The sequence below is a fragment of the Clostridium sp. genome (genome assembly GCF_040797585.1).
Taxonomy (GTDB): domain Bacteria; phylum Bacillota; class Clostridia; order Clostridiales; family Clostridiaceae; genus Clostridium_Z.
In genome coordinates this window covers 1-6,789 of the sequence record NZ_JBFNEO010000159.1, presented here as the reverse complement: position 1 = coordinate 6,789, position 6,789 = coordinate 1, and the positions used below count along the sequence as shown (strand labels likewise).

The window sequence follows — 6,789 nt, the reverse complement described above, 5'->3', positions numbered from 1 at the left end:
GTTGATTCAAGCTTTTGTAATCCTTCAATTATAGTTTTTTTCATAAGTTCATGATTTATTGGATGATTGATATAGAATGGAGTAGGTAGAGAATATACCATGATTTTTGGAAATTCCTCATCGTATTTTGCTCCATATTGAAGTTGACATTCATCAATAACTAAATCTATAAATGGTGCTGTTGATCTTGGACCCATGCCAGCTAAAATTCCAACTAAACTTTCACTCATTTAAATTGTCCCCCTTAAAAATATAAATTTATTCAATCATAGAAATACTAAGACTGATGACTTAAAATATGATTTTAGTTATAGTAGTAAATATTACTATTTTATCATAATCTAAAACAAATTTATTATTATTTATTTTAGATATTTATATCAAGGGTGAAATTAAGAAAGACTTTAAAAAATCTAATTCATAAACTATAAATTTTTCACTATTAAAGCTTAGAATTAATAGTAAAGGAATATATTTTGATACCTAGTATGTTTTTATAGTATTATTATTTTAGCTTAAAGGCTTATATAATTAAGCAATAAGTTTAAAATAACAGTTAAGAAAAAAATCTTAAGGAGTGAAGGGGTTTGCTTAGGGAAGAAGTTATAATAAATCATGAAAAAGGACTACATGCAAGAGTAGTAGCTATGGTAGTTTTAAAAGCTAATGAAATTAATAAAAAGTATAATTGTAATCTTTATATACAATATAAGGATAGAAAAAGTATACCAGCCACTAGCCTTATGCCTCTAGTTCTTCTTAAGGTTAAACAAGGAGAAACTGTTGGTATAGAGGTAGAGGGAAAAGATAATAAAGAAGCTTTAATGGAAATGGCTAACTTTTTAAAAGGAGATTTTCATATAAAGGAAAGCGACCAGGGAAAAGTAGATAATATAATAGAAGATAACAATATAACATGGGAACAGGTTTTTAAAAGTACTGCTAATGGAATAGTAGCTGTAGATGAACAGGGAAGTATAATGTTAAGTAACCCTTCAGCGGATAATATATTAAATATGGTTTATGAAGATATAGTAGGGAAGAACATAGATGACATATTACCGAGTCTACCTTTAATTGATGTTTTAAGGGATAGAAAGCCTAGAATAGGAATTAAAAAGACCTTAGAGGATAAGATGTTACTTATAAATACTACTCCCATAATTATAGGAAAAGATTTTAAGGGAGCAGTGGCTGTATTTGAAGATATATCTAATCTAGAAAGGATAAAATCTGAACTTTATGAAGTAAAAGAACTTAAAGAAAGACTCCAAAGAATAGTAGAAAATGTTCATGATGGAATATGTCTTGTAAACAAAGAGGGAGTTATAACTTATGTAAACCCGGCCTATATAGATCTATTAAAGGATAAAGAAGAGAATCTTTTAGGAAAGAATATATTTGAAATATCTCCAAAGGGTATAAGATGTGAAGTTTTAGAAACAGGAAAATCTATAATAGGAAAGGTTATTAAAAAGAATGGAGGAATAAATGTAGTAGCAAATGTTACTCCTATAATTTTAGATGATAAAATCACAGGAGTTCTCTCTGTAATTAAGGATTTATCAGAGGTTCAAATACTTACTGAAATGGTAAATGAGATATCAGCTAAGGCAGAGTATTTAGAAGGGGAGCTTTATAGAAGAGAAGAGCCTGGGGAAGCCTTCTCAAAGTTCATTGGAAGAAGTGGTAAAACTTTAGATGCCTTAGCTATGGCTAAAAAAGCTGCTAAAACTAATGCCACAGTACTTATAAGGGGAGAAAGTGGTACAGGAAAGGAGCTTATAGCTGAAGGGATACATACTTCTTCATCTAATAATAGGGGTCCCTTCGTAAGAGTTAATTGCGCAGCTATACCAGAAAATTTGCTTGAAAGTGAATTGTTTGGCCATGAGAAAGGTTCTTTTACAGGAGCCTATAAAAGAAAGCTTGGAAAGTTTGAGTTAGCTCATAACGGAACTATATTCTTAGACGAAATAGGTGAAATGGAAAAGAATATGCAAGCTAAGATACTAAGGGTTATCCAAGAGAAAGAGATCCAAAGGGTTGGTGGAGATGAAACCATAAAAATAAATGTAAGAATAATAACAGCAACCCATAGAAATCTTGAGGATATGGTGAAAAATGGAGATTTTAGAGAAGATTTATATTATAGATTAAATGTTATTCCTATCTATATACCACCATTAAGGGAGAGAAAGCAAGATCTAGCCTTTTTAATAGGTTATTTTCTTGAGAAACTTGCAATGGAAACTGGGAAAAATATAATAGGGGTAACTAATGAGGCTATGGAGGGATTTTTGAACTATAAGTGGCCAGGGAATGTTAGGGAGCTTCAGAATCTTTTAGAGAGAATAATTACTCTTACGGAAAAAGATTATATAGATTTAAAGGATCTACCATTGTATATGAAATCAGATGAAGGAAATGAAACTAGTAAGCAGATTTTAGGAAAACAAATGTTAAAAAATAAAAATCTTATGGAGATAATAGAGGATGAAGAAGAGATTCTTTCTCTTAAAGATTATGAAAAAATCATTATAGAAAAGGCTCTAAAAAAATATGGTAGTTTTAATGCAGCAGGTAAAGCTTTAGGTATTACCCATAAAACTGTAGCTTCTAAGGCAAGACAATATGGTATAGAAAAAATAGTATCCTGGGAGAATGTATCAAGGTAATAAATATCAAGTTGATACTTATTACCAAGAGGAAAACAGTAAAATCTTATAATAGATTTTACTGTTTTCTTTATTTTATATAAGCTTATTCCTTAGAAATACAGGATTTAAGAAAATGTTTTCAGAGAAATTAAAAAGTTGGCACAGAATATGCTTTATATATAGACAAGAAAAACAAAAGGGGAGATTAACATGAGTACATTCTTAGCAGAACTTTTAGGAACAATGCTTTTAGTATTCTTAGGAAATGGGGTAGTAGCTAATGTGGTGCTGAAAAAATCTAAGGCAGAGGGATCAGGATGGCTTACCATATCATGGGGATGGGCCCTTGCAGTAGTTATACCAGTATTTATGTTTGGAGCTATAAGTGGAGCACATTTTAATCCAGCAGTAACTATTGCTCTTGCCACTATAGGGAAGTTTCCATGGAATAGTGTAGCACCATATTTAGCAGCACAGTTTATAGGAGCATTCCTAGGAGGAACTCTAGTGCTATTATTCTTTTATCCACATTATAAGGAAACAGAAGATAAAGGGGCAAAGCTTGCAACCTTTTCTACAGCACCAGCCCTTAGAAATAAACTATGGAACTTTGTAAGTGAAGCTTTAGGAACTTTTGTACTTGTTTTTGGAATTCTTGGCACGGGAACGGCTAAGGTAGCAGAAGGTTTTGGACCTGTTATAGTTGGAGGTATAGTACTTGCTATTGGAATATGTCTTGGAGGAACTACAGGTTATGCTATAAATCCAGCAAGAGATTTAGCACCTAGAATAGCTCATGCAATTCTACCAGTACCTAATAAGGGAGATTCAGATTGGGGATATTCATGGGTACCAGTTATAGGTCCAATAGTAGGGGGAATATTAGGAGCAATATTATTTAGTTTAGTATATTAAAAGTATTTTAGAGAAGTAATTTATTATTAACTACACTAATAATAAACATTATAGGGATTTTAACCGAAAACTTATTTTATACACTACTTAATATTTATAATTTTTATAGGATTAACTTAAGGTATAAATTAAAGCGTAAATTTAAAACATATACTATATGTCTAAAAATAATTTAATAGTAAAACTTATAATATTAAAAAGCACAGGGATAATTAAAAATCAACATTAATAAAAATATAAATATAGGCTAAAAACTATATTATAAAATATTGAATAAGGATTTAAATTTAGGAGGGAATTTTATGAAAAAGCTAATAAACAACCCAAATGAGGTTTTACAAGATATGATAAAAGGAATCACTTATGCTCACGGTGAGTATTTAAGAAAACTTGAAGGTTTTGATGTTCTTGTTAGAAAAAATTCACCAATTAAAGGAAAAGTAGCCTTAGTTAGTGGCGGAGGAAGTGGTCATGAACCAGCTCATGGAGGTTATGTAGGTCATGGAATGCTTGATGCAGCTGTGTGTGGAGCAGTGTTTACATCTCCAACTCCAGATCAGGTCTTTGAAGCTATAAAGGCAGTGGATGGAGGAGAAGGAGTACTACTTGTTATTAAAAACTATAGTGGAGACATAATGAATTTTGAAATGGCAAAAGACATGGCTGATATGGAAGGCATAAAAGTGGAAACTGTAGTGGTTAATGATGATGTAGCAGTTGAGGATAGCCTTTACACAGCAGGAAGGCGTGGAATAGCTGGAACTGTGTTTGTTCATAAGATAGCTGGAGCTAAGGCAGAAACTGGTGCATCCCTTGAAGAAGTTAAGAGAGTTGCAGATAAGGTAGTTGAAAATGTGAGAAGTATGGGAATGGCATTAACTTCATGTATAGTACCAGCAGCAGGGAAGGCAAACTTTACTTTAGGTGAAGATGAAGTAGAAATAGGAATGGGTATCCATGGAGAGCCAGGAACTCATAGAGAGAAAATATCAACGGCTGATAATATAGCACAGCAACTTGTAGATAGAATATTAGAGGACATTAACATTGAAAAAGATGAAAAAGTAGCAGTTATGATAAATGGATTAAGTGGTACCCCTCTTATGGAGCTTTATATAATAAATAAAAAAGTTCAAGAAATACTAGAAGAGAGAGGAATAAAAGCATATAAGACCTTTGTTGGAGAGTTTATGACTTCTCTTGAAATGGCAGGATGCTCAGTAACTTTATTAAAACTTGATGATGAGCTTAAAGAATTATTAGATGAAAAGGCAGATACACCAGGATTTAAGGTTTTTAAGTAATAATAATATATAGAACGAATCTTCTTTTAGATGGTGTTTTTTCAACCATCTAAAGGTTAGATGAGTTAATCTAGGGGCGTAGCAGCTGTTATCCCCCACCTTTTAAGAGTATGGGGGTGTTACAGCTCCTAGCCATCAGATAAATAAGTTTTACGCAGGTATTTGGAGGGATAACAATGATAAATGGAAAAAAGGTTATAGAAATAATAAATAAAATATATGAGAAGATAGAGAAAAATAAGGCTTACTTAACAGAGCTAGATGCAACTATCGGAGATGGGGATCATGGCCTTAATATGAGTAAGGGATTCTCAGCAGTAGTTTTAAAATTAAAAGATGAAAGCACAGAAAATTTAGGTGATATATTTAAGAAGGCTGGTATGGCTCTAGTTTCCAATGTAGGAGGAGCTTCAGGTCCTTTGTATGGAACAGCTTTTATGAAGGGTGCAATGGCCGTAAATGGAAAAAGTGAAATGGATATTAATGATTTTTTAGGACTATTAAAAGCAGCATTAGATGGAATTAAGCAAAGGGGTAAGGGAGTAGAAGGAGAAAAGACTATGATAGATTCCTTATCTCCAGCTATTGAAGAACTTGAAAAAGCTATAAATGAAGGACTATCCCCTAAAGAAGCTTTAGAGAAAGCAAAGGATGGAGCATTAAAAGGGGTTGAATATACAAAAACTATAGTAGCTAAAAAAGGTAGAGCAAGTTATCTTGGGGAAAGAAGTATAGGACACCAAGATGCAGGAGCAACATCATGCTATTATATATTAGAAACGGTTTGGGAAGAAATATAGGAAGTAAAGAGAGGATGAAAATAATATGGTAGGATTAGTAATAGTTTCACATAGCAGTAAGATAGCAGAGGGCGTTGTAGAAATGGCAAAACAAATGGCAGAGGGAGCAGCGATTATAGCAGCAGGAGGAACTCAAGATGGTAGAATAGGTACTGATGCAGAGAGAATCTGTGAAGCTATGAAAGAGGTTTATTCCGATGATGGAGTATTAATATTATTTGACCTAGGAAGTGCTTATATGAATGCAGAAATGGCAAAAGACTTTTTAGAGGCTGAATATGATGGAGAAAAGATAGAATTAGTTGATTGTGCTTTAGTAGAGGGAGCTATAACTGCAGCAGTAGAGAGCTTTATGGGAAGCTCAAGAGAGCATATAAAGGATGTATTAAAAGATTTAACTCTTAATAAGATGCCATAAAAAAATACAAATATATACCCAAATATATGTAAATTCATACTATATAAGTAGTTAATATTTAAAAGATAAAAGCACCGTGGATATATTGAAATTCAATAAGTCTACGATGTTTTTATTTTTAGATATAATTTAAAATTCTATATTAAAAGATTTAAGTTTTAGGAGCATTTATAAAGAAATAATCGTATATATATTATAAGGATAATTAATGGTAATATTTATTGTTTTATGAATATAAATAATATTAAGTTAAAAGAAATAGGGATAATTGAAAATAAATTATCTTTATGATATCATCATACTATGACTTAAAAAAATAGAGGAGGAATTTATATATGGAATCAGACCCACTTCCGGGGAGCAATTTTACAGGGCAACTAGTATTAATTGCTATTCTAACACTAATAAATGCTTTTTTCGCTTCAGCAGAAATGGCACTAGTGTCACTAAATAAAAATAAAATGAAAATTCTTGCTGAGGGTGGAAACAGAAAAGCACAATTGTTATTAAAATTATTAGAAGAACCAAGTAGATTTCTGGCTACAATACAGGTTGGAATTACTTTAGCTGGATTTCTCTCTAGTGCATCGGCAGCTACAGGTATATCCAAGGATTTAGAAATATATCTAAATGGATTTAATATACCCTATAGTGGAGATATATATTTAGCTTTAATTACAATTGTATTATCT

At 31.8% G+C, this 6,789-nt stretch carries 6 protein-coding genes and 1 pseudogene; 6 read left to right on the top strand and 1 reads right to left on the bottom strand.

The features are described 5' to 3' along the window. Nucleotides 1–230: pseudogene (locus AB2369_RS10080) on the bottom strand (amino-acid racemase); the annotation flags it as partial. A 357-nt stretch (nucleotides 231–587) separates the two neighbouring features. On the opposite strand from AB2369_RS10080, the gene AB2369_RS10075 reads away from it, so the two are divergent. From AB2369_RS10075 to AB2369_RS10050, 6 genes are all read left to right on the top strand, one after another. Continuing rightward, nucleotides 588–2,678, top strand: coding sequence for an HPr family phosphocarrier protein (locus AB2369_RS10075; protein ID WP_367666351.1), 2,091 nt, complete (start codon nucleotides 588–590; stop codon nucleotides 2,676–2,678). 192 nt (nucleotides 2,679–2,870) lie between these two features. Continuing rightward, a complete protein-coding gene (locus AB2369_RS10070; protein ID WP_367666350.1) occupies nucleotides 2,871–3,575 on the top strand; it encodes an MIP/aquaporin family protein in 705 nt (234 codons plus the stop codon). Between the two features lie 302 nt (nucleotides 3,576–3,877). Continuing rightward, nucleotides 3,878–4,879 (top strand): dihydroxyacetone kinase subunit DhaK, encoded by a 1,002-nt coding sequence (dhaK, locus tag AB2369_RS10065; protein ID WP_367666349.1) that lies wholly within the window; start codon nucleotides 3,878–3,880, stop codon nucleotides 4,877–4,879. Between the two features lie 176 nt (nucleotides 4,880–5,055). Continuing rightward, nucleotides 5,056–5,679: a dihydroxyacetone kinase subunit DhaL gene (gene dhaL / locus AB2369_RS10060; RefSeq protein ID WP_367666348.1), complete on the top strand. Its 624-nt coding sequence runs from the start codon at nucleotides 5,056–5,058 to the stop codon at nucleotides 5,677–5,679. 25 nt (nucleotides 5,680–5,704) lie between these two features. After that, nucleotides 5,705–6,097, top strand: a complete 393-nt coding sequence (gene dhaM / locus AB2369_RS10055) for a dihydroxyacetone kinase phosphoryl donor subunit DhaM (protein WP_367666347.1) — start codon at nucleotides 5,705–5,707, stop codon at nucleotides 6,095–6,097. A gap of 335 nt (nucleotides 6,098–6,432) precedes the next feature. Then, a partial coding sequence (locus AB2369_RS10050) for a CNNM domain-containing protein (RefSeq protein WP_367666346.1) occupies nucleotides 6,433–6,789 on the top strand: 357 nt, incomplete at its 3' end.